Source organism: Polaromonas sp. (assembly GCF_036676035.1).
Taxonomy (GTDB): Bacteria; Pseudomonadota; Gammaproteobacteria; order Burkholderiales; family Burkholderiaceae_C; genus Polaromonas.
Genome location: NZ_JAKFDR010000069.1, coordinates 1 through 20,577, shown reverse-complemented (window position 1 = coordinate 20,577; position 20,577 = coordinate 1). Strand labels below are relative to the sequence as shown.

20 protein-coding genes, 1 tRNA gene and 1 pseudogene are annotated in these 20,577 nt (G+C 65.0%); 7 read left to right on the top strand and 15 right to left on the bottom strand.

Features of this window, described 5'->3' with window-relative positions:
• The 7 genes and pseudogenes from V6M61_RS11530 to V6M61_RS11500 form a co-directional block, all read right to left on the bottom strand.
• Window positions 1–333, bottom strand: a pseudogene (locus V6M61_RS11530) (ABC transporter substrate-binding protein); the annotation flags it as partial.
• 36 nt (window positions 334–369) lie between these two features.
• Entirely contained in the window at window positions 370–1,527 is a 1,158-nt protein-coding gene (locus V6M61_RS11525) for an NAD(P)/FAD-dependent oxidoreductase (RefSeq protein ID WP_332776715.1), read from the bottom strand.
• A complete protein-coding gene (locus tag V6M61_RS11520) occupies window positions 1,524–2,915 on the bottom strand; it encodes an FAD/NAD(P)-dependent oxidoreductase (RefSeq protein ID WP_332776714.1) in 1,392 nt (463 codons plus the stop codon). Before V6M61_RS11520 ends, V6M61_RS11525 begins: the two co-directional genes overlap by 4 nt.
• Window positions 2,912–3,250, bottom strand: a complete 339-nt coding sequence (locus V6M61_RS11515) for a (2Fe-2S)-binding protein (protein ID WP_332776713.1) — start codon at window positions 3,248–3,250, stop codon at window positions 2,912–2,914. Before V6M61_RS11515 ends, V6M61_RS11520 begins: the two co-directional genes overlap by 4 nt.
• Window positions 3,247–4,041 (bottom strand): ABC transporter permease, encoded by a 795-nt coding sequence (locus tag V6M61_RS11510; RefSeq protein WP_011484829.1) that lies wholly within the window; start codon window positions 4,039–4,041, stop codon window positions 3,247–3,249. Before V6M61_RS11510 ends, V6M61_RS11515 begins: the two co-directional genes overlap by 4 nt.
• A 14-nt stretch (window positions 4,042–4,055) precedes the next feature.
• Window positions 4,056–4,934, bottom strand: coding sequence for an ABC transporter permease (locus V6M61_RS11505; protein ID WP_011484830.1), 879 nt, complete (start codon window positions 4,932–4,934; stop codon window positions 4,056–4,058).
• Between the two features lie 157 nt (window positions 4,935–5,091).
• Window positions 5,092–6,189, bottom strand: coding sequence for an ABC transporter ATP-binding protein (locus V6M61_RS11500; RefSeq protein WP_332776712.1), 1,098 nt, complete (start codon window positions 6,187–6,189; stop codon window positions 5,092–5,094).
• Window positions 6,190–6,454: 265 nt separating this feature from the next.
• Here V6M61_RS11500 and V6M61_RS11495 point away from each other — a divergent pair, with 265 nt between their 5' ends.
• A complete protein-coding gene (locus tag V6M61_RS11495) occupies window positions 6,455–7,288 on the top strand; it encodes an IclR family transcriptional regulator (RefSeq protein WP_332776711.1) in 834 nt (277 codons plus the stop codon).
• Between the two features lie 5 nt (window positions 7,289–7,293).
• On the opposite strand, the gene V6M61_RS11490 is transcribed toward V6M61_RS11495, so the two are convergent.
• Window positions 7,294–8,208, bottom strand: a complete 915-nt coding sequence (locus tag V6M61_RS11490; protein ID WP_332776710.1) for a LysR family transcriptional regulator — start codon at window positions 8,206–8,208, stop codon at window positions 7,294–7,296.
• Between the two features lie 98 nt (window positions 8,209–8,306).
• On the opposite strand from V6M61_RS11490, the gene V6M61_RS11485 reads away from it, so the two are divergent.
• The 3 genes from V6M61_RS11485 to amaB are packed head-to-tail and all read left to right on the top strand — an operon-like array spanning window position 8,307 to window position 12,176.
• Entirely contained in the window at window positions 8,307–9,347 is a 1,041-nt protein-coding gene (locus tag V6M61_RS11485; protein WP_442957767.1) for a DUF1338 domain-containing protein, read from the top strand.
• Between the two features lie 55 nt (window positions 9,348–9,402).
• On the top strand, window positions 9,403–10,608 hold the full coding sequence (locus V6M61_RS11480; RefSeq protein WP_332776709.1) for an aminotransferase-like domain-containing protein: 1,206 nt from the start codon (window positions 9,403–9,405) through the stop codon (window positions 10,606–10,608).
• A 56-nt stretch (window positions 10,609–10,664) separates the two neighbouring features.
• Entirely contained in the window at window positions 10,665–12,176 is a 1,512-nt protein-coding gene (gene amaB, locus V6M61_RS11475) for an L-piperidine-6-carboxylate dehydrogenase (RefSeq protein ID WP_332776708.1), read from the top strand.
• A 10-nt stretch (window positions 12,177–12,186) separates the two neighbouring features.
• Here amaB and V6M61_RS11470 read toward each other — a convergent pair whose 3' ends face one another.
• Entirely contained in the window at window positions 12,187–12,702 is a 516-nt protein-coding gene (locus V6M61_RS11470; protein ID WP_332776707.1) for an ureidoglycolate lyase, read from the bottom strand.
• Window positions 12,703–13,046: 344 nt separating this feature from the next.
• On the opposite strand from V6M61_RS11470, the gene V6M61_RS11465 reads away from it, so the two are divergent.
• Entirely contained in the window at window positions 13,047–13,430 is a 384-nt protein-coding gene (locus tag V6M61_RS11465) for a TraR/DksA family transcriptional regulator (RefSeq protein ID WP_332776706.1), read from the top strand.
• Here the strand turns inward: V6M61_RS11465 and V6M61_RS11460 are convergent.
• Complete coding sequence (locus V6M61_RS11460; RefSeq protein WP_332776705.1) at window positions 13,427–14,338, bottom strand: sigma-70 family RNA polymerase sigma factor; 912 nt, start codon at window positions 14,336–14,338, stop codon at window positions 13,427–13,429. The two genes, V6M61_RS11465 and V6M61_RS11460, sit on opposite strands and share 4 nt — an antisense overlap.
• A 206-nt stretch (window positions 14,339–14,544) precedes the next feature.
• Between V6M61_RS11460 and V6M61_RS11455 the strand changes: the two genes are divergently transcribed.
• Complete coding sequence (locus V6M61_RS11455; RefSeq protein WP_332776704.1) at window positions 14,545–15,978, top strand: MFS transporter; 1,434 nt, start codon at window positions 14,545–14,547, stop codon at window positions 15,976–15,978.
• A 568-nt stretch (window positions 15,979–16,546) separates the two neighbouring features.
• Here V6M61_RS11455 and V6M61_RS11450 read toward each other — a convergent pair.
• The 5 genes from V6M61_RS11450 to V6M61_RS11430 all read right to left on the bottom strand — a co-directional run bounded on the left by V6M61_RS11450 (window position 16,547) and on the right by V6M61_RS11430 (window position 19,616).
• Window positions 16,547–16,621: transfer RNA gene (locus V6M61_RS11450), tRNA-Arg, on the bottom strand.
• A gap of 70 nt (window positions 16,622–16,691) precedes the next feature.
• Window positions 16,692–17,906, bottom strand: a complete 1,215-nt coding sequence (locus V6M61_RS11445; RefSeq protein ID WP_332776703.1) for a vWA domain-containing protein — start codon at window positions 17,904–17,906, stop codon at window positions 16,692–16,694.
• On the bottom strand, window positions 17,900–18,511 hold the full coding sequence (locus V6M61_RS11440; protein ID WP_332776702.1) for a GNAT family N-acetyltransferase: 612 nt from the start codon (window positions 18,509–18,511) through the stop codon (window positions 17,900–17,902). Before V6M61_RS11440 ends, V6M61_RS11445 begins: the two co-directional genes overlap by 7 nt.
• Before the next feature lie 2 nt (window positions 18,512–18,513).
• Window positions 18,514–18,744 (bottom strand): hypothetical protein, encoded by a 231-nt coding sequence (locus V6M61_RS11435; RefSeq protein ID WP_332776701.1) that lies wholly within the window; start codon window positions 18,742–18,744, stop codon window positions 18,514–18,516.
• Window positions 18,745–18,761: 17 nt separating this feature from the next.
• Window positions 18,762–19,616, bottom strand: a complete 855-nt coding sequence (locus V6M61_RS11430) for an AAA family ATPase (protein WP_332776716.1) — start codon at window positions 19,614–19,616, stop codon at window positions 18,762–18,764.
• A 134-nt stretch (window positions 19,617–19,750) separates the two neighbouring features.
• Between V6M61_RS11430 and V6M61_RS11425 the strand changes: the two genes are divergently transcribed.
• The gene (locus tag V6M61_RS11425) at window positions 19,751–20,416 is read left to right on the top strand and encodes a c-type cytochrome (protein ID WP_332776700.1); all 666 of its coding nucleotides are present in this window, start codon (window positions 19,751–19,753) and stop codon (window positions 20,414–20,416) included.
• The last annotated feature ends 161 nt before the right edge of the window (window positions 20,417–20,577 follow it).

The following is a 20,577-nucleotide window of genomic DNA, read 5'->3' as shown; positions in this document are numbered from 1 at the left end:
CTGCATCTTCTCGCACAGGCCCATGCCGATGGCGCGGTACATGATGCCGTCGTCGAGGAACATCACGTGCATCTGCGGGTTGTCTTTATTGGCTTGCGCCTTGGCCAGGATGTCTGACGAGGTGCCGGGCACCACCACGACCTTGACGTTGTTGGCTTTCTCGAAAGCGCCGAACACATGGCCGGTGTAGGTTTTCTCCATCGTGCCGCCGTTCATGCCGATGTACAGCGTTTTGGTTTGCGCCATGGCCAGGCCGGCAGACAGGCTGGCGGCCGCAACGGCCAGGGACACCGCGGTGGCGCGGGCGGACGGGAAACGTGAGGGCAGCTTCATGGGGTTCTCCTGGAAACAAGGTTAAACATCGAGGGGTTAGACAACGGCGGAAGGAACAGGCCCGGTGGTTGCCACACGCGGGCTTTCGGAAAAGCGCGAAATAGAAAATGCCTCAATCGGCGTGGCGGTCTGGCCGTCACGCACCAGGTCGGCCAGCACGGCGCCGACTGCGGGGCCCAGCTGGAAGCCGCCACCGGCAAAACCGAATGCATGAATCAGGCCGGGTGTGGTGGCGCTGGGGCCCAGCACCGGCTGGCGGTCGGGCAGGTAGCCTTCGGTGCCGCTCCAGGTGCGGATGATGTGGGCGTTGCGCAAGGCCGGCAGCAAATCAATGGTCTGTTGCATCAGGACGGCCAGGCCGCTTCGCTGGGCGCGGGCGCGCTGGTCGTCCAGCGCATAGCCCCGGCCGCCGCCAATGACGCAATTGCCGCGCGCCACCTGCCGCGCATAGACACCGCCGCCTTCCACGCCCAGGCTGAAGTTGAGGAACACCGGCAGGGGTTCGGTCACCGCCATCTCGGGGTGGCCCGACTCCATGGGCACCGCGTCGCCAAACTGCGCCGCGATGGTGCCGGCCCAGGCGCCCGCGCAATTGAGCAAATGCCTGGCGCGCACTTCCAGCGCATTGCCCGAGCGCAGCACAAACGCCGTGCCGTCGTGCGCCGCTTCGTCGATGCGTGTCTGCTCGCGCACATCCGCGCCCAGCCGCCGTGCGGCCAGCGCAAAGGCCGGCGACACCAGGCGCGGGTTGGCCTGCCCGTCGTCCGGGCACAGCGACGCGCCCACGGCCGCCCGGCCCAGCCAGGGGCAGCGCTCGCGCAAGGCCCGCGCCGACAGGATTTGCAGGTCCATGCCGAAGCCCTGCGTGCGCTCGCGGTAGCTTTCCAGCGCGGCCAGGTCGGCTTCGCTGCGTGCAATCTTGAGGTGGCCGGAGCGCAGGTATTCGCCGTCGATGCCGATGAGTTGCGGCAACTGCGCCCACAGGCCCTGCGCGCGTTGCGACAGCGGCAGCTGGCTGGCTGGCCGCCCCTGGCGCCGCACGCCGCCATAGTTCACGCCGCTGGAGCGGGAGCCGCAGAGGTCGCGCTCCAGCAAGACCACCGACAGGCCCATGCGCCGCAGGAACAGCGCGGCCGACGAGCCCATGATGCCGCCGCCAATGATGGCGACGTCGGCAGAGATGCGTTCCATCATGCGGCCTCTCCGTTCACCCGGGCCATGGCCGCAAAGGGCAGCGGCTTGATGGGCGCCTGGCCGCGCAGCCGGCCCACCGCATCGGGTGCGGCGGCGCAGGCGTGCGCCAGGATTTCCGCCGCCGCCACGCCGCAGGTGCGGCCCTGGCAGCGCCCCATGCCGACGCGCGTCAGCGCCTTGAGGCGGTTCATTTCGCGCGCGCCGGTGTCGTGGACGCATTGGCGCAATTCGCCCGCGGTGATTTCTTCGCAGCGGCAAATCACCAGTTCGTCCGGTGCGCTGGCGGCCCAGTCCTGCGGGAAGGGAAAGGCGCGCTCCAGCCCGACGCGAAAGGCCGCCGTGCGCGCCAGCTTCGCTTCGAGTTCAGAGGCTCGCGCGGCATCCACGGCGTCCACAGCCTTGCCGGCATCGGCCAGCAGCGCCAGGGCCGCACGCTCGCCCGCCCACTCGGCCGCGTCGGCGCCCATGATGCCGGCTCCATCGCCCGCGAGGTACACGCCCGGCACGCTGGAGCGCCCGGCCCCATCGCGTTCGGGCAGCGCGGCGCGCTGCAGGGCGTTGTAGCTGAAGCGGCAGCCCAGCAAATCGGCCAGCTGGGTTTCGGAGCGCAGCGCATAACCAAAGGCCACGGCATCGCAGGCCACTTCGTGCTCGGCAGCGCCAGCGCGCCAGCGCATGGCCGTGACCTGCGCCTCGCCCGTGGCACGCACCAGCCGCACGCCCTGGTGCACCGGCACGCCGTGCGCGCGCAACCAGCCCAGGTAATACACGCCCTTGGCAAACACGGCGGGCTGGCGCAGCATGGCCGACGCCGCCAGCGCCTTGTCTTTGAAACTGGCGGTGTCCAGCACGGCAAGCACCCTGGCGCCTGCTTTCGCATACTGGTAGGCCACCAGATACAGCAGGGGCCCGGTGCCGGCGATGACCACGCGCGAACCGATGGCGCAGCCCTGGTACTTCAGCGCCACCTGCGCGGCGCCCAGGGTGTAGACGCCGGGCAATGTCCAGCCCGGAAACGGCAACACGCGGTCGGTTGCACCGGTGGCCACGATCAGCTGGCCATAGGGCAGCGTGCCCATGCGGCCGCGGCAGAGTAAATCAAGCCGGCCGCCTTCGGCGCTCCAGACCAGCGTCTCGGGCCGGTAGTCGACGCGGTCCAGGATGTTGGCCATGGCGCTGTGCAGCGCCTCGGCACGGCCGGCTTCAAAGCCGTACAGCGTGCGTTTGGAGCGGGTGAAGCCGGGCGGCGGCTGGCGGTAAATCTGCCCGCCCCAGCGCGGGGCTTCGTCAATGACCACAGGCCGCACGCCGTGCGCGACCAGCGTTTGCGCCGCGCGCACACCGGCCGGGCCGGCTCCCACAATGACGGGATGCAGGGCTTTGGTCATTCGTGCCCTTCCTCGCCGGTCACCAGGCGCATGCCCTCTTCAATGAACGTGCCGCAGGCGCGCAGCCGCTGGCCCGACTCGGTGGTGATCCAGCAGTCCTGGCAGGCGCCCATCATGCAAAAGCCGGCACGCGGCTCGCCGCTGAATTCGCTGTGGCGCAACTGCGCCGTGTGGGTGAGCACCGCGGTCAGCACGGTGTCGCCGGCCAGGGCGACCCGCGCCTGGCCGTTGAGCACAAAGCCCACCGGGGTACGGCCGGTTTCGGCCACGCGTTGAAGAAGCGCCACGGTGTTTCCTGGGGAACGGGGTGTTTCAGTTTCAGTAGGCAGGGTCATTTGTGCCCCACCAGAATCTTGTCGAGGCCGTACACGCGGTCCAGCACCAGCATGGCGACGGCCGTCAGCGCCACCATGAGCGCGGAGACCGCCGCCATCAGCGGGTCAATCGACTCGGTGGCATACATGTACATGCGCACCGGCAGCGTCACGGTGGACGGCGCGGTGACAAAGATCGACATGGTCACTTCGTCAAAGCTGTTGATGAAGGCGAGCAGCCAGCCGCCCGTCACGCCGGGCAAAATCATCGGCAGCGTGATGCGCCGGAACACCGTCGCCTGGCTGGCGCCCAGCGACAGGGCGGCCTGCTCCGCGCTGCGGTCGCCGCCCTCCACCGACGCCAGCACCAGCCGCAGCGCATAGGGCGTGATGACGACCACGTGGGCCAGCGCCAGCCAGAAGAAGCTGCCGGTGGCGCCAATCAGCGAAAAGGTGCGCAGCAGCGCCACGCCCAGCACCAGGTGCGGAATGATCAGCGGCGAGAGAAACAGGCCGTTGAGGAAGTCACGCCCCGGAAAGCTGTGGCGCGCAATGGCCAGCCCCGCCGGCACGGCCAGCACCGTGGCCAGCGTGGCCGACAGGAAGGCCAGCCACAGGCTGTTCTTGAAGGACTGCACAAAGTCGGCATGGGCAAACACCGCCTTGAACCAGCGCAGCGAAAAATGCGTGGTAGGAATGGTCAGCGTGTTCTCGGGCGTAAAGGCCACCACGCAAACGATGACGAGCGGCGCCATCATGAAGGCGATGACGAGGGCGTTGAAGATGAGTGCGATGGGACCGTTTTTTGACATGGTGCAGACCCCGCTTAACCCATTGATTTTTTGTAGGAGCGCTCGAGTACCCGGTTGTAGCTGAGCATCAGCACCAGGTTGGCCAGCAGCAGCGTGAGTGCAATGGCCGCGCCCAGCGGCCAGTTGAGCTCGTGCAGGTACTCGTCGTACACCACGGTGGCCACCATCTTCAGGCGCCGCCCGCCCAGCAGGCCGGGAATGGCAAAGGCGCTGGCGCTCAGGCCGAAGACGATCAGGCTGCCCGAGAGAACGCCGGGCAGCACCTGCGGAAAAATAATGCGGCGCACGGTGGTGAAATGCGAGGCCTTGAGCGACAGCGCGGCGTCTTCCACGCCGGGGTCGAGCTTTTGCAGCGAGGTCCAGACCGGGATCACCATGAAGGGCAGCATCACGTGCACCAGCGCAATGACCACGGCGGCTTCGGTGTAGAGGATGCGCATGGGCGGCAGGCCCATGGCGCGCACGGCCTGGTTCACCACGCCCTCGGGCCCGAGCAGCATGCTCCAGCCAAAAGCGCGCACCACCACCGACACCAGCAGCGGCGCCAGCACCACCAGCAGCAGCACAGAGCGCCACGGGTTGCGCATGCGGCTGAGCACATAGGCCTCGGGCGCGCCGACGAGCACGCAGATCAGCGTGGTGAGCGCCGAGACCCAGAAGGTGCGCCAGAAAATGCGGTGGTAGTAGTCGTCTGTCAGCACGGCGGCGTAATGCGCCAGCGTGAAGCTGTTCTTGACGCCGGTGGCATGGTCGAACACCTGGAAGGACAGCACGGCCGTGAGCGCCAGGGGCACCAGCAGCAGGCAGGCAAACAGCACAAAGGCCGGCGCCGACAGCAACCACGGCGCGCGGGCCGCCGAGGGTCGCGAAACATTCGGTGCAGCTCCCACCATGGTTGTTGCGTTCACTGCTTGCCCCCGTGTTGCTCCCTCTCCCTCCGGGAGAGGGCAGGGGTGAGGGCCTGGGCGGCTATAAGGCCAGCGGCCTGCGCGAACACCCTCACCCTAACCCTCTCCCAGGGGGAGAGGGAATGAAAACGGGTCGCCGCGTTCATGCCACTACCTCCAGCACACGCTGCGGCTCGCGCGGCAAATGCAGCGTGCCGGGCAACAGGCGCACCTGGCCGGCCGGCCAGTCGAGGCCGACGCGCTGGCCTTCTTCGGCGGGCACTTCGCCGTCGTTGGGGCAAACCACCACCAGCTCACCGGCGGCGGTGTCCACCTGGTAGAGCCACTGGCTGCCCAGGAAGAAGCGCTCGCACACGGTGCCCGCGAGGCGGCCCTGGGTCTCGGGCACGAGGCGGATTTTTTCGGGCCGCAGGCTGAGCACCACGGCGTCGCCCGCGGCAGCCCCGGGCGCATTGACCTCCAGCGACGCCGTGCCCAGGTCCACCGTGGCCCAGGCGCCAGTGGCGATGACGCGGCCTTCCAGCAGGTTGGCCTTGCCGACAAAGCTGGAGATGAAACGTGTTTGCGGGTGTTCGTACAGGCGGTGCGGCTGGTCGATTTGCGTGACGCGGCCGGCCTCCATCACCACCACGCGGTCGCTGATGGACATGGCCTCGGTCTGGTCGTGCGTGACCATCACGGTGGTGGTGCCCACCTTGCGCTGGATCTGCCGCAGCTCGAACTGCATTTCCTCGCGCAGCTTGGCGTCGAGGTTAGAGAGCGGCTCGTCGAGCAGCAGCACCGGCGGCTCGATGACCAATGCGCGGGCCAGGGCCACCCGCTGGCGCTGGCCGCCGGACAGTTCGCGCGGGTAGCGCGTGGCGTGCGCCTCCAGGTGCACCAGCGCCAGCGCGGCCTTGACGCGTTCGGTGCGCTCGCTTTTGGGCATACGCCGCATCTCCAGGCCAAAGCTCACGTTGTCGTGCACGCTCATGTGGGGGAACAGCGCATAGCTCTGGAACACGATGCCCAGGCCGCGCGTGTTCGGTTTGGCGTGGGTGATGTCACGGCAGTCGAGCGTGATGCGGCCGGCGGTGACATCGGCAAAACCGGCAATCATTTGCAGCGTCGTGGTCTTGCCGCAGCCCGAAGGCCCGAGCAGCGAGACAAATTCGCCCTTCTCCACCGACAGGTTCATGTCGATCACGGCGTGCGTGGCGCCATAGGACTTGTTCACATCCGCCAGGGTCAGAAAAGACATCAGGAACACCTCACAAACAAGGCACAAACACACAGACAAGGAAGGCATGCACAGGGGGAAATCCGCAGGGACATCAGCGCCGCAACCGGCTGCCTGAAGGCCGCATCAAGATTGTTTTGAGACACCTTGATGACATTCATGCTAGGGCATCTCATAAAAAATCGTCAATAGGTTATTCCGCATATAGAGATATTTATTTAATTTATTCCATTTAACGGAATTTCTATAAGATATGGATGAAGTTCATTCCGATGAAAGAGATGCCATGAAAGAGAACCTCAAAGAGGACGACAGTGCCTCGAGCAGCGTGCAACGCGCTTTTGCCATCCTGCGGGCCCTGGCCGCCACCCAGGCCAAGGGCGGGCGCATCACGCACATTGCCAAGGCCACCGGGCTGACGCAGGCCACCACCCATCGCCTGCTGCAGAGCCTGGTGGCCGAGCACATCGTGGAGCAGGACGGACAGTCCAAGCTGTACCGCTTGAGCATTGATTTCTTTGCGCTGGCCGCGCAGGCCGGCAACTCGATGGACTTGCGCGCGCTGTGCCGGCCGTCCATGCTGCGGCTGTGCGCCAGCCTGGGCGACACCATCTTTTTGCTGGTGCGCAGCGGCTTCGACGCGGTGTGCCTGGACCGCAGCGAAGGCCCCTTCCCGATCCGCTCCTTCACCGGCGACATCGGCGGCCGGGTGGCGCTGGGCATGGGCCAGGGCAGCCTGGCCATCCTGGCCTTTTTGCCGGAGTCCGAACGGGAAGAGGTGATCCGCTACAACCTGCCGCGCATGCGCGAGTACGGCGTGTATGACGAGGTCTACCTGCGCACGGAAATCGAGCGGGTGCGCCAGACGGGCTATGCCGGGCGCAACACCGGCTTGCTCGACGGCATGGCCGGTGTGGGTGTGCCGGTGCTGGACCGTGAAGGCCGCGCCGTGGCGGCACTGAGCGTCGGCACGATCTCGTCGCGGCTCAGCCCCGACCGCCTGCCGACGGTGGTGGAACTGCTCAAGCGCGAGGCCACGGCCATTGGCGCACAGCTCAACCCTTTTGACAGCACGCTGCGCCGCCCGGCGCAAAGCCTGGCGCCTACAGACAGCGCCTGAGCCCTTTACACCGAGGACGCCGAGGACGCCGAAGGCGCCGCCTGTTCGCGCAGCCATTCGCGCAACTGCAGCAAGGGCCGCCAGCTGGCCTTTTGCGTGGGCCACACCAGGTAGTAGGCAAAGTCGGAACTCAATGACAGGTCAAACGGCACCGCCAGGGTGCCGTCGGCAACCTCGTCGGCCACCAAAAAGCGCGGCAGCACGGCCACACCCAGCCCGGCCTTGACGGCCTGGGCGATCATCGAAAACAGCTCGTACTTCGGGCCGATGCTGGCGCCCTGCGCGTCGTCAATGCCGGCCAGCTGCAGCCAGTCGCGCCAGGCGTGCGGGCGCGTGCTCTGATGGATCAGCGTGAACTTCAGCACGTCGGCCGGTCGCCGCAGCTGGCGCTTTTTCATCAAGGCGGGGCTGCACACCACCACGCTTTCCTCACCCATCAGGTACTCGGACTCGGTGCCCGGCCAGTCGGGCCGGCCGTAGTGGATGGCCGCGTCAAGGCCGGTTAGTGAAAAATCAAAGGGCAGCAGCCGGGTCGACAGGTTCAGCGTCACATGCGGGTGCGCCTTGAGGAAGGTGGGCATGCGGGGAATCAGCCACTTGGTGGCGAAGGTGGGCACCACGCCGAGCTCCAGCGTGCCGCCTTCGCCCTTGGAAGACGCCAGGTCCAGCATCGCGGCCTCCAGCGCATCGAGCGCCGGGCTGACACGCGACAGCAGCGAGCGCCCGGCATCGGTCAGCACCAGCTGGCGCGGCAGGCGCAAAAAGAGGCTCACATCAAGGTCCTGCTCCAGCCCCAGGATCTGATGGCTGACTGCACTCTGGCTCACCGACAGATCTTGCCCCGCGAGCGTAAAACTGCCGCGGTGCGCCGCCGCTTCGAAAGCCAGCAGGGCCTGGGTGGAGGGGATTTTTCGGCGCATCGCATGAATATATCTCATGCCTGCATCGAAATACATCCTTTGCGCAGCGGCTGTGATTTCCCGAGAATCCGGCTTCTACCGTTGAATTTACCCCCACAATGACCAATCTCCAGACCCTGCTTGCAAGCTGCCTGCCGCCCGAAGCCGTGCAGCACATCCATGAGCAGATGTACGTCCACCCCGCCCTGCAGTCCGACATGTCCGGTGTCTCCGGCACGGTGACGCGCGCCGAACTGGCCCAGGCCCTGAACATGGCCCTGTTCCACGGGTTGGTACAGCGGGTGCCGGCGGCGCAAGAGTACATGGCCAGCGATGTGGCCGGACAACAGCGCCAGGTCGTCTTTGACCACGGCGCGCTGCGCACCGTGCGCTGGCCCAGCGGCGCTCTGCCTCCGGGCGAGGCGGCCTTCACGCGGCTGCTGCGCCCGCTGGGTTTTCAGCTGCAAGACACCTACCCCTTGCCGCGCCTGAAGATGACCGGTCGCGCCTGGTGCCACCAGGATTTCCCGCAGGAGATCGCTCAGTTCTTCGTGTCCGAACTGCATCCCGAACAGTTCACGGTGCCCTTCCAGGCAGCCGTTACGCGGGTGTTGTCCACCTCGTGCGACCCGCTGGGCCCGCAAGATGTGGCAGACCTGGAGCAGCTGGCGCGCGACGGCAAGCTGCCGCTGCAACAGGCGCTGCGGCTGCTGCCGGTGATGCTCCGGTGCTTTGACCGCCAGCATGGCGTGTTTGCGCTGGACGACTATGAATTGCTGCTGGCCGAGTCCGCCGAAATGGCCTGGATCGCCACCGAAGGCAACGCCTTCAACCACGCGACCGACCGCGTCGGCGATGTGGATGCGGTGGCCCGGCGCCAGCGCGAACTGGGCCGCCCCATCAAGGACAAGGTCGAAGTCTCGGCCAGCGGCCGCGTGCGCCAGACGGCGTTTCGCGCCGCCGCCGTGCAGCGCGAATTCCTCACACCCGCCGGCCAGGTCACGCGCGCGGTGCCGGGTTCGTTCTATGAATTCATCACCCGCGCCGAGCTGCATGCAAGCCCTGCCGCCAATGACCCGGCGCAAGGCGGCCGCCTGGACCTGGCCTTTGACGCCGGCAATGCCACCGGCATTTTCGGCATGACGGCGGCCAGGGCATGAACCGCCGGGCCGCTCCCAAGGCGAATACCGGAGCGCATAGCGTGGAGGTTCACCCATGAACCACACGCCGGTCCGCCCGCTCTACGCACAGGCCAACGGTTCGCCGATTCGTGCCATGCTGGCGCTGGCCGGACAGCCCGGCATGATTTCACTGGCAGGCGGCCACCCCGACCCCGCGCTGTTGCCGGCCGACTGGCTGCGCGAATGCCTGCTGGAGGTGGCCTCCGGCGTGCAGGGGCGCAGCCTGCAATACGGTGCGACCGAAGGCCTGCCCGCTCTGCGTGCAGCCAGCGCGGAACTGCTGCGACAGCGCGGCCTGCAGGCCCAGGCGGAAGAAGTGTTGATCACCACCGGCTCGCAGCAGGCCATAGACCTGCTGGCGCGCGTCCTGCTGGAGCCCGGCGCCGGCATCGCCGTCGAGCCCTTCAACTACCCCGCTGCCCTGCAGGCCTTTCGCTTTGCGGGTGCCCAGCTGGTGGAAGTGCCTGCCGACGCCCAGGGGATGGATGTGGACCGGCTGGAAACCGTGCTGACAGCCGCCCGTCCCAAGGTCCTTTATGTTGTGCCCAACTTTGCCAACCCCACCGGCGCGGTGATGCCGCTGGCGCGGCGCCTGCGGCTGCTGGAACTTGCCATGCGGCACGGCGTCACGCTGGTCGAAGACGACCCTTATGGCGAGCTCTGGTTTGGCGAGCCGCCACCGCCCTCGCTGGCGCAGCTCAACCAGCAGGCCGGATCGCCGGCGCAGGTCGCCTACATGACGAGTTACTCCAAGGTGGTGGCCCCGGCCCTGCGACTGGGCGTGCTGCTCGCACCGCCCGACATCGCCCGCGCCATTATGCTGGCCAAGCAGGCCGCCGATGTACACAGCGGCTCACTGGAACAACTGACCCTGACGGCCATGCTTGCCTCGGGCCGCCTTGCTGCCCACCTGGGCCTGCTGCGCCAGGCCTACGCCTTGAAAGCCAGCGCGCTGGCCGGTGCGCTGCACAGCCATTGCGATGGGCTGATCGAATTCAGCGAACCCCGGGGCGGCATGTTCGTCTGGGCCCAACTCGGCAGCGAACTTCCGCTCATGTCAACGCAGGCCTGGATGGACTTCGGACTGAAGCACCGCGTGCTGGCCGTGCCGGGCGCGGCATTCAGTCTGCACAACACGGCGCAAGCCCGGCTGCGGCTGAGTTTCGCCAATCCCTCTGTGGAAGATCTCCGGGAGGGCGCGCTGCGCTTGGGCCGAGGATTGCGCAGCCTGCAGGCATAAACTGCTCTTTATCCCGCCAACAATCCATTTCACGATCCCAACGAAAGGATTTCATCATGAGTCATGCCAACGACGTTTCGTCCATTCTCCAAGCACTGGGCATCAACGCCGACACCGACAGCAAGGTGCCCGCGGCTATCGATGTTCATACCCCCATTGACGGCAGCCGGATCGCGCGCATCGCGGTCACCAGCCCGTCCGGGCTTGACGCAGCGCTGGACCGGGCGCACCGGCGATTTTTAAGCTGGCGCGACGTCCCCGCCCCCAAGCGCGGCGAACTGGTGCGCGCGTTCGGCGAAACCGTGCGGCGCCACAAGCCGGAACTCGGGCGACTGATCACGCTGGAAACCGGCAAGATCCTGCAGGAAGGCCTGGGCGAAGTGCAGGAAGTGATAGACATCTGTGAATTTGCGGTCGGCCTGTCGCGCCAGCTCTACGGCCTGACCATCGCCAGCGAGCGGCCTGAGCACAAGCTGCTGGAGACCTGGCACCCTCTCGGCGTGGTCGGCATCATCTCGGCCTTCAATTTCCCGATGGCGGTGTTTGCCTGGAACGCCGCGCTGGCACTGGTCTGCGGCAACACGCTGGCCTGGAAACCGTCCGAGAAGACGCCGCTGTCGGCCGTCGCACTCCATGGCCTGCTGCTACGCGCGGCCAAGGAACTGGGGCTGGACACCGAAGGCCTGAGCGAGCTGCTGATCGGCGAGCGCTCCGTGGGTGAAGCGCTGGTCAACCATCCGCAGGTCAAGCTGGTCAGCGCGACCGGCTCCACCGCCATGGGCAAGAACGTCGGCCTGGCCTGCGCCGCGCAGTTCAAGCGCTCGCTGCTCGAACTGGGGGGCAACAACGCCGCCATCGTCTGCCCCTCGGCCGACCTGGAACTGGTGGTGCGCGGCGTGGCCTTTGCCGCGGCCGGCACCGCGGGGCAGCGCTGCACCAGCCTGCGCCGGCTGATCGTGCACCGCTCCATCTATCCGGCGCTGGTGGAACGGCTGGTGGCGGTGTTCGCGCGCCTGGCTGTAGGCAATCCACTCACCGAAGGCACGCTGGTCGGCCCGCTGATCGATGGGCGCGCCTTCGAGGCCATGCAAACGGCGCTGGCCAGTGCGCAGGCCTTGGGGGCCAAGGTTCACTTCGGCGCGCGCGAGGAAGGCACAGGCTCAGGCCACTATGTGCGGCCCGCCATCGTGGAACTGGCCGAGCAGACGGGCCCCATGCTGCGCGAGACCTTCGCGCCCATTCTGTACGTGGTGCCCTACGACCAGTTCGACGACGCCATCGCCATCAACAATGCGGTGGCCCACGGCCTGACTTCGGCCGTCTTTACCCAGGACCTGCGCGAGGCCGAGCGGTTCACCTCGGCGCGCGGATCTGACTGCGGCATTGCCAATGTCAACATCGGCACCAGCGGCGCGGAGATCGGCGGTGCGTTCGGCGGCGAAAAGGAAACTGGCGGTGGCCGGGAGTCGGGCTCGGATGCGTGGAAAGCCTATATGCGCCGCGCCACCAACACGGTCAACTACGGCTCGAGCTTGCCGTTGGCCCAGGGCATTCGCTTCGATATCTAGATGCGTCCGCTCAAGCCTCGATCCACAACTCCAATTCATCCAGCGCGTGTTCCTCGCAATTGGGGAGCTTCGCCGGCCCGCCCCGGTCGATCACGAGAAAATCGCAGACCGAGTGCAAGGGCAGCACCGGGTGATGCCATGTCCCGCGCGCGAAATTGATGCCTTGGCCAGGCGACGCCCGAAAGCAGCGAATGTACTGTGCGTGCAACGGTGCGTCGGCCGCGGCCACGACCACCAGATAGGGCTGGTTTCCCATCGGAATGAATGCTTGGCTGCTGATCGGGTGGCGCTCGAGCAGCCGCAGGCGCAGGGGCAAGCTGCATGGCTGCGCGCGGAAAATGCTGATGACCGGATGGCCGTGCTCGGCGGCCACGTCCACCTTGGCCAGATCGTGGTAGCGCGTCGCGCCGCCCTGGTTGACCGTGAACTGCTCGGCCGAATCACTGGTCTCAATGACATCGCCGTAGCGGCGAAACGCTCCCGCGCTGAGGGGTTCGATGGGCATGACGTGGCGACGGGTTGACATGGTGGCGACCTCCAGAGATGGTGGCGTGGAATATGTCGATTCCCCTTCCCGGCACGTGTCACCAACCCGAGAGGCTTGCATGCGAGTAAGTCCACGGGCCCACAGTGGCGCTCGGTGCCGGCAGGAAGGAGCAGTGTACGCCTGGCCGCGGGGCCGGTGACTCCATGGAGGCGAGAAGACGATGGCGGTCAGCGAAACTCAACAGCGCTTGGAAAGCGCACCAAAACGGGGCATGGAATTTTTGCTTCGCCGGTATACGTCTTTCGCGCGCGCCTGTATGCTTGGGCTATATCACCGGCAGCGCTGGAGCCACCTGACAGGCACGACGATTGCTGCGCCCGACCATGACGACCCTGAGAAACGAACAGCTCGACCTGCTACGCCGCGCCCTCGCCGAGCGCGAAGCCCAGCTGCAGGTCGAAGTGCGCACGGCCAAAGAGGCGGCCGCCGAGCGCCCGCCCGCGACCGCGCGCGAGGTGCAGGACCCGGGCGAAGACGCGGAAGAGCATTTCCGCCACGGGCTCGAACACGTCGACCTGCAGCGCGACCAGGAAGAACTGCACGCCATCCAGCTGGCGCAAGAGCGCGTGGCCGACGGCAGCTATGGCAGCTGCATCGACTGCGGCCAGCCCATTCCCTTCGAGCGTCTGAAGGCGCAGCCGAGCGCGTCACGCTGCATCGCGTGCCAGACGCGCTTCGAGCAACGGCGCGACACAACGCCGCGCTAGGGCCATTGAGGCGCCGTCGCGCCCGACAGCGGCTCCATTGCATACCGTGCATACCGGAAGTCCCTGATCGCCGCAACCTTGCCGTCTCTCCAGTCCAGCACAACCACATAGGCTGCCGCACCCGCTCCTTCATCGGCTTCGGTGTTCACCCACAAGGCAGGGCGGCCTTCCAGGCTCATGGGTGTCATGCGTAAACCCCGCGTCTTGGCATAGTTGGTGAAATATTCGCCGCCGCGGGCCTGCATCGGCTTGCGACGCGCCACCAGGTCCAGGCGAACGTGCTGAGCGAGCATTTCGCGCAGGCCGTCGAAGTCGCGGGCGTTGAAGCGCTCGGCGTAGGCGGTCAGCAAAGCCTGGTCGCTGGCCGACAGGATGGGCGCCGGAGCCGCGTCTGCCGGCTGGTGCGACAACTCGCGCAGGCGCGCCCTGCCACGATGCAACGCCGCCTTGACGGCTGGCACGGTCGTGCCCATCACTTCGGCCGCCTCGTCCAGGGCGTAGCCCAGGACATCCGCCAGGATCACCGTGCTGCGCTGCGCCAGGGGCAGGCGCATGAAAGTGCGCAATGCCGCTGTGGCAACGTGCCGCCGATCGGCGTCGGTCAGTGTGTCGGCCATTGCCTCAACGTCTTCCTCCACAAACACCCCTTGTTCCCGTTTGCGCCGGCGCAGAAAGTCCATCGCCGTGTTGTGCGCTATACGAAACAACCAGCCCTCCACGTTCTGCACTGTGCGGGCATCGTAGCTCTCGTTGGCCTTGATCAAGGTTTCCTGCACCACGTCCTCACCGTCCAGCATCGACCCCGTCATGCGCGCGCAGTAGCGGTGCAAGCGGGCGCGCAGCTGGCCCATGAGCTGCGGAAAGTCGGGATCGGGAAGGGTGAGCGCGGAAAGGTTCATGCGGTCCATGGTGTGCGTCCTGAAAAAGGCATTGTGATCGGCGTGGCGCTTTCGTGCTGTCAAAAGGTCGCGTTACAAACGAGACGATCGGCAGGCGCAAAAGGATGCGGTTCGCCAGAAAAAATATTTCCGCATCGTTTGTGGCAGTCGCCTCGTCTTTGGCAGTGGAAGCGGTGGCGTTCGGCCTGCCGCCACAACCAAAAAGGAAGATACCTATGCAAGGCGATAAGCAGTTCCCGGGATTCACGCCCTCCCAGCGGTGGGTGCTGGGCCTGGCCGCGGCCGGCTCGTTCATGGCGGTGCTGGACGCGATGGTCGTGACGACTGCGCTGGATACGTTGCGGCACGAGCTGTCGGCCTCGGTAGCGGCGCTGGAATGGACGGTCAATGCCTATAGTCTCAGCTTTGCGGCGCTGTTGATGACCGGAGCAGCGCTGGGCGACCGATTCGGGCGGCGGCGTATGTATGTGCTTGGGTTGTTGCTGTTCGCGCTGGCTTCGGCAGCCTGCGCCGCGGCTCCCAGCACCGCCTGGCTGATCGCCGGGCGGGCGGTGCAAGGCATGGGCGCGGCGCTTGTGATGCCCATTGCGATGGCGTTGCTGGGCGCTGCATTTGCGCCGCCGCAACGGGCCAGGGCCTTGGGTATTTTCAGCGGCATCACCGGGCTGGCGGTGCTGTCGGGGCCATTGTTCGGCGGGGCCATCGTACAAGGGCTGGCATGGCAGTGGATTTTCTGGATCAACCTGCCGGTGGCGCTGGCAGTGGCATGGCTGATGCTGCTGAAAGTGCCCGAAGGCAAGACTCTGTCGGCGCCGCTGGACTTGCGGGGCGCAGGGCTGATGTCCGCATCACTGTTGGGGCTGGTTTGGGGGCTGGTCCATGGCAATCGCGCCGGCTGGGGCAGCGCCGGGGTCCTGACTTCGTTGGGAGCGGGCGCTGTGTTGGGCGCTGCATTCGTGGCGTCGCAACGCGTGAATGCCTGGGACGCCATGATTCCGCCGCGCCTGTTTCGCTCGCCGGTGCTCGCGGCGGGGCTTACCGTCAGCTTGCTGTTGACGGCGTCGCTTTTCGGCACGCTGTTCTTCATGGCGCAGTTCTTCCAGGTGACCCGGGGCCTGTCACCCCTGTCGGCGGGCGCGAGCATGCTGCCGTGGACGGCCACGCTGTTCCTGGTCGCGCCGGTGGCGGGTGCGATGATCACGCGCATCGGCGAGCGCGCGCTGGTGGTCTCAGGCCTCGGTATTCAGGCCGGGGGGATGGCGTGGCTCGCCGTGCTGGTGCGTGCCGACGCGCCCTATGCGCTATGGGTGGTGCCGCTCATGATTGCCGGTGCGGGCATTTCGATGGCCATGCCGGCGGTGCAGAGCGCCGTGCTGGCCGAGGTGGTGCCGAGTGACATGGGCAAGGCGGCGGGGCTTTTCAACACCCTACGCCAATTGGGCGGCGTGATTGGTGTGGCGCTGGTGGTGGCGGTGTTCACGCGAGTTGGTGGCTACAGCAGCGCGCAGCAGTTCAGCGCCGGCTTTGCCACGGTGTTGGGGGTTTGTGCGGCACTCTCGCTGGCTGGCGCCGCCGTGGGCTTACGGTTGAAGGGGCGTGGGCAACGCGCCGCCGCGTCGAACGCCAACGTCCGCGGGGCAAAGTCATGAAAACGGTGGTCGTGCGCTACCAGGTCAAGCCCGAGGCGGCTTCGCAGAACGAGGAGTTGATCCGCCAGGTATTCGTCCAGCTCGAACGCGAGCGGCCCGCAGGCCTGCGCTACCAAGTATTCAGGCTGCAAGACGGCCCGGGCTTTCTTCATGTTGCGTCATCGCGGGGCGATGGCCCGCAGCCCAACCCGCTCGCTGGACGCGTTCCGCAACTTTGTCGCCAACATCAAAGAACGTTGCACAGAGCCGCCGCAGACAACGCTGGTGCAACTGATCGGGACATACGACGGTTTGGGGTGACCCCGTCCTTTTCAAAAAGGACTACGTAACGTCCATTGATATCGGGTTGACGTGGCTACTTGGCCTCGGACCAAATTGGCGCCATGGGGCACATGAGCGCATCTGGGCTATATGTCCTCAAAGCGCTGCCTGGTGCCCCTCGGGATGCCCTCGTATTGCATTGGAACGGATTGGGCTTGCTTCGGCTTCTCAATGGCACGTAAAAATGCAGCCTCCAGAGGGGAAGAGATCGATTTTGGATCTCGTTGGCTTGCGCTGGAGTTTGACTTGGTACCACCAACAGGAATCGAACCTGTATCTAGCGCTTAGGAGGCACTCGTTCTATCCATTGAACTATGGCGGCACTTTTTGGCACTTCTTGCGAAGAACAGGAATTGTATGCGCTGGCTGCAGGGGCCGGTCTGGCGGGGGTGCTATTTGCTCAGCAGGCGCATGGCTTCTTCAAGCCCCTTGATGGTCAGTGGGTACATGCGCTGGTTGACCAGCTGCTGGATCACGCTGATGCTCTGGCGGTATTGCCACACGCCTTGCGGCTCGGGGTTGATCCACGCGAACTTGGGAAAGGCGTTGGTCAGGCGCTGCATCCATTCGGCGCCGGCTTCCTCGTTGTTGTACTCCACGCTGCCGCCGGGCTGCAAAATCTCGTAGGGGCTCATGGTCGCGTCGCCGACAAAGATGAGTTTGTAGTCTTTGTTGTACTTGCGGATGATGTCCCAGGTGGCAAATTTTTCGGAAAAGCGGCGGCGGTTGTTCTTCCACATGAAGTCGTAGACGCAGTTGTGGAAGTAGTAAAACTCCAGGTGCTTGAACTCGGTCTTGACGGCTGAAAACAGCTCTTCCACGCGCGCAATATGCTCGTCCATGGTGCCGCCCACATCCATCAGCAGCAGCACCTTCACGTTGTTGTGGCGTTCGGGCACCATCTTGATGTCGAGGTAGCCGGCGTTGGCGGCGGTGGAGCGGATGGTGTCGTCGAGGTCGAGCTCTTCCTCGCTGCCCTGGCGTGCAAACTTGCGCAGGCGGCGCAGGGCCACCTTGATGTTGCGGGTGCCCAGCTCCTGCGTGTCGTCGTAATCCTTGTAGGCGCGCTGGTCCCACACTTTCACGGCGCTTTTATTGCGGCTTTTTTCCTGGCCGATGCGTATGCCTTGCGGGTTGAAGCCGTTGGCGCCGAACGGCGAGGTGCCGCCGGTGCCTATCCATTTGCTGCCACCTTCGTGGCGCTCCTTCTGCTCTTCAAAACGCTTTTTAAGCGTTTCCATCAGTTCGTCCCAGCCCATCTTCTCGATCTTGGCCTTGTCTTCGGGGCTGAGTTCGAGCTCCAGGTTCTTGCGCAGCCATTCCAGCGGAATGTCCTTGGTGAAATCGGCCACCATCTCCACGCCCTTGAAGTAGGCGGCAAACGCCCGGTCAAACTTGTCGTAATGCTTTTCGTCTTTCACCAGCACGGTGCGGCTGAGGTAGTAGAAGTCGTCAATCTTGTAGGCGCCTTCGCCGGGTTCGCCCGGCAGCTTCTCGCTGTTGGGCCCGACCACGCCGGCTTCCAGCGCTTCGAGCAGCATCAGGTACTCCTTGACCGAGACCGGCAGCTTGGCCGAGCGCAGGGTGTAGAAGAAGTCGATCAGCATGGCGCCTCCATCAGGGGATGTCTGCCGAGCAGGTAAAGCAGCTGGGCTTTGGCCTCCGGCCATTCACCGGAGCGCATGCTGTACATCACGGTATCGCGTATGGTGCCGTCGCGTCGCAAGGCATGCCCGCGAATGACGCCGTCTTTTTTTGCACCCAATCGTTCGATGGCGCGCTGCGATGCGTAGTTGAAATTATCGGTGCGCCAACCCACCACGTGGCAGCCCAGGGTCTCAAAGGCGTGCGTCATCATGAGCAGCTTGCAACTGGTATTGACATGCGTGCGCTGGCAGCGCTGGGCGTACCAGGTGTAGCCAATCTCCAGCCGCTTCACGGCCGGCAGGATGTCGTGGTAACTGGTGCTGCCCAGCACCTCGCCACTTTGGGCGTCGGTCACGGCAAAGGCAAAGCACTTTTCCGCCTGCCGCGCAGCCAGGGCGGTTTCAATGTAGGCGCGGGTCAGCGCCGGCTCGGGCACGGAGGTCACGCGCAACTTCCACAATTCGCCGTCTGCGGCAGCGGCACGCAGGCCGGCTTCGTGCGCCAGTTCCAGCGGTACCAGTCGCAGGCCGTGGCCTTGCAGGGTGACAGGTTCAACAAAAGCCATGATCAGTCCTCCTTGGATGCTTGACTCCGCCGGGCGCGCCAGCGCCGTGCCAGCTGCAGGCCCAGCCCCCCACCGAGGCCGACCAGCACAATGCCGCCGATGGCGCTGTTGCCGTAGCCTTCGGCAAAAATGTCCAGACCCAGCAGGCGCCCGATCCAGTAACCGAGCAGCGCACCGCCCAGAAACCCGATGCCGTCCGACAGGCCTTCCAGCAGCAGCGATTTTTGACGCATGACGCGGGGCTCCGGTTTCAGCGGTTGTGGCGCTGCATGAACACCAGCTTTTCAAACAGGGTGACGTCCTGTTCGTTTTTGAGCAGCGCTCCGACCAGTGGCGGCACAGCCACTTTGTCGTCCTTGCTTTGCAGGGCTTCGAGGGGGATGTCTTCAGCCAGCAGCAGCTTGAGCCAGTCCAGCAGCTCGCTGGTCGACGGTTTCTTTTTCAGGCCGGGCAGGTTGCGCACCTCATAAAAGGTCTTCATGGCGGCGGCCAGCAGTTCCTTCTTGAGGTCGGGGAAGTGCACGTCGACGATTTGTTTCATCGTGTCGGCATCCGGGAACTTGATGTAGTGGAAAAAGCAGCGGCGCAAAAAGGCGTCGGGCAGTTCCTTTTCGTTGTTGGAGGTGATGAAAACCAGCGGGCGGTGTTTGGCCTTGATCAGCTCACGTGTTTCGTACACATAGAACTCCATGCGGTCGATCTCGCGCAGCAAGTCGTTGGGAAATTCGATGTCGGCCTTGTCAATTTCATCGATCAGCAGCGCAACCGGCTGATCCGATGTAAAGGCCTGCCACAGCACGCCCTTGACGATGTAGTTATGGATGTCCTTGACCCGCGCGCCACCATCCAGGTCGCCCAACTGCGAGTCGCGCAGGCGCGAGACCGCATCGTATTCGTACAAGCCCTGTTGTGCCTTGGTGGTGGACTTGATGTGCCATTGCAGCAGGGGCAGGTTCAGCGCCTGGGCCACTTCCTCGGCCAGCATGGTTTTACCGGTGCCGGGCTCGCCTTTGACGAGCAGCGGTTTTGCGAGGGTGGCGGATGCATTGACGGCCAGCATCAGGTCCTGGGTGGCGACGTAGTTTTGCGAGCCTTGGAATTTCATGTTCATGGTCGAATTTTGAGCGGGTGGGTGCAAGTCTGCGGTGCTGGCGAAGCGTCAAGGCCTTGCCCGGGCAGGCCCAGATATAATCCAAGGTTGTTTTATACGATGAATTCTCACCTGATTGTGCGCGCAAAATGAATAAGCTGTTAACCACGATATTCGCTGTAGCTGTCTCATTCGTGACGGTGTCGGCCCAGGCCCAGGACGTCAAGGGCGATCCCAAAGTCGGCGAAACCAAGAATGCCATGTGCATCGGCTGCCATGGCATCAAGGGCTACCAGGCCAGCTTCCCCGAGGTTTACAGAGTCCCGATGATTTCCGGCCAGAGCGCCAAATACATCGTGTCTGCGCTCAATGCCTACAAAAAAGGCGATCGCAAGCATCCTTCCATGCGCGCCATTGCCGAGACGCTGAGCGATCAGGACATGGCTGATCTGGCGGCTTACTACAGCGGCCACGGCGCGACCGAAGGGGCGGCAGCCGCTACCAAAACAGTCAAGGTTCCGAGCCCCGAAGTCACGGCCCTGCTGGGCAAGACCAATTGCGCCTCTTGCCATGGCGCAGATTTCAGCAAACCAATCGATCCGAGCTACCCGAAAATTGGCGGCCAGCATGCCGACTACCTGTTTGCGGCCCTGAAGTCCTACAAGGTTGAAAACAACCCGAAAGTGGGTCGCGGCAACGCCATCATGGCCGGCATGGCCAAGCAGTACACCAATGCAGAACTCAAGCTGTTGGCCAACTACCTGTCGTCGGTTGACGGTGAGCTCAAGGTCGTTCCGCAAAGCAAATTCCGCTGAACGCAGAATAAGTACAAAAAAGCCGCCGTCTCAGCGGCTTTTTTTATGGCTCAGTGTTCCGCCGGGCCGCCCAAGGAAAGCGGGGAGGCTCTGCTCCAGCAGGGGCCGCGGAACCGGCTTAGCCGGGCCGCAGGCGCAGCGCCCCCTCGGGGGGCAGAGAG